Annotated in this window: 3 protein-coding genes; 1 reads left to right on the forward strand and 2 read right to left on the reverse strand. The window is 71.4% G+C overall.

What is annotated here, in order from left to right; translation table 11 throughout:
- Positions 1-375: hypothetical protein (locus ACTIR_RS0100295; RefSeq protein ID WP_026452791.1), on the reverse strand; the 375-nt coding region annotated here is incomplete at its 3' end.
- Positions 372-953: a bifunctional pyr operon transcriptional regulator/uracil phosphoribosyltransferase PyrR gene (gene pyrR, locus ACTIR_RS0100300; protein WP_019808453.1), complete on the reverse strand. Its 582-nt coding sequence runs from the start codon at positions 951-953 to the stop codon at positions 372-374. The genes pyrR and ACTIR_RS0100295, both read right to left, overlap by 4 nt.
- Before the next feature lie 262 nt (positions 954-1,215).
- Here pyrR and bldD point away from each other — a divergent pair, with 262 nt between their 5' ends.
- The gene (bldD, locus tag ACTIR_RS0100305; RefSeq protein WP_007024603.1) at positions 1,216-1,704 is read left to right on the forward strand and encodes a transcriptional regulator BldD; all 489 of its coding nucleotides are present in this window, start codon (positions 1,216-1,218) and stop codon (positions 1,702-1,704) included.
- The last annotated feature ends 185 nt before the right edge of the window (positions 1,705-1,889 follow it).

The following is a 1,889-nucleotide window of genomic DNA, read 5'->3' on the forward strand; positions in this document are numbered from 1 at the left end:
CGACGTGCCCGCGTCGGTCAGCCAGTCGGCGAGCCGGTGCGCCGCACCGGAGGCCGGGTGGCGCACCACCACGCAGTCGGCCCCCGCCGCGGACAGGGTCAGCGCGGTGTCCCGCAGCGACTCGCCCTTGCCGACCGAGGAGCCGCCCGCCGAGACGTTGACCACGTCGGCGCTCATCCACTTGCCCGCGATCTCGAAGGACACCCGGGTGCGGGTGGAGTTCTCGTAGAACATCGTCACCACGGTGCGCCCGCGCAGCGTCGGCAGCTTGCGCACCTGCCTGCCCAGCAGGGTGCGCTTGAGTTCGTCGGCGGTGTCCAGCACCGCGGTGGCCACGCCCGCGTCGAGTCCGTCGGTGGTCAGCAGGTGTCTCATGCGCGCTCCCGCAGCAGCACGGCGTCGCGGCCGTCGACCTCGTCGAGCAGCACCGAGACGTCCTCGGTGCGCGAGGTGGGCACGTTCTTGCCCACGTAGTCGGCCCGGATGGGCAGTTCCCGGTGCCCGCGGTCGACGAGCACGGCGAGCTGCACGGACCGCGGCCTGCCGTGGTCGCGCAGTGCGTCCAGCGCCGCGCGGATCGTGCGGCCGGAGAAGAGCACGTCGTCGACGAGGATGACGACCCGGTCCTCGACGCCCGCACCGGGCAGCTGGGTCTCCTCCAGCGGCCGGGTGGGCCTGCGGCGCAGGTCGTCGCGGTACAGCGTCACGTCGAGGGCGCCGGTGGGCACCTCGACCCCGGAGAACTCGCCGACCTTCGCGCCGAGCCGGGTCGCGAGCGTCGCGCCCCGGGTGGGGATCCCCACCAACACGGGTGGAGTCATCACCTCGGCACCGAGTGCGGTCTTCTCGATGACCTGATGGGCCATTCGAGCGATGGTGCGCGCGACGTCACCGGCCGAGAGCAGTTCCCGCTCGGCGGCCGGTTCCGTCGCGCCACTGGGGCGTGGCGCCACGGTGGGACCTCCTTCCCCGCCTCACCGGACGGGTCCTTAAAGGATGTCGAAACCCTGCATGCGCAGGCGAACTGTGCTGACGTTAGCAGGTGCCCGGACCTCGCCCTCACGGGTGGTCCACCGCGCTGTGTCACACCCTCAAGTGAGGTTCTGCTTGACCTGGTGACGACAAGGAGTAACCATTACTGAGAGTATTCGGCCTACAAGGACCCTGTCCGGTCAGCGGTGGCCGCATCGGGGCGAGGAAATGGAGAACGACCAGATGGGCGATTACGCCAAGGCGCTCGGGGCCAAGCTCCGCGGGATCCGCCAGCAACAGGGACTGTCCCTGCACGGTGTCGAGCAGAAGTCGGGCGGCCGGTGGAAGGCCGTCGTCGTCGGCTCGTACGAGCGGGGCGACCGTGCGGTCACCGTGCAGAAGCTGGCCGAGCTGGCCGACTTCTACGGTGTCCCGGTGGTCGAGCTGCTGCCCGAGGGCCGGGTGCCCTCCGGGGCGGAGCCCGCCACCAAGATTGTGATCAATCTCGAACGGTTGCAGCAACTCCCCGCGGAGAAGGTGGGGCCGCTGGCCCGCTACGCGGCGACCATCCAGAGCCAGCGCGGTGACTACAACGGCAAGGTGCTGTCCATCCGGACCGAGGACCTGCGCTCGCTGGCGATCATCTACGACATGACGCCCGGCGAGCTGACCGAACAGCTCATCGACTGGGGCGTGCTGCCGCCGGAGGCACGCCCGTCCCGGGAGGAGTGAACATCGGCACGGCCGGCACCGGCAGATCCCGGACACCGGCGTCCGGACCGGGCACCGGGGCCCGGACCGGGTACCGACGGCCGGCGCCCGGAGCGGCCGGGAGGGTGGAGGACGTACGGGGAGGGCCTCCCCCTTTCGGACCGGACACGGGCGCGGGGCCGTGCCCGGGACCGGCCGCGTCCGGG

The sequence above is a fragment of the Saccharomonospora iraqiensis subsp. iraqiensis genome, assembly GCF_000430445.1.
Classification (GTDB): domain Bacteria; phylum Actinomycetota; class Actinomycetes; order Mycobacteriales; family Pseudonocardiaceae; genus Saccharomonospora; species Saccharomonospora iraqiensis.

Excerpts from the sequence above, each read along its gene's own strand:
- bldD (WP_007024603.1), top strand. The coding sequence starts at position 1,216 with ATGGGCGATTACGCCAAGGCGCTCGGGGCCAAGCTCCGCGGGATCCGC.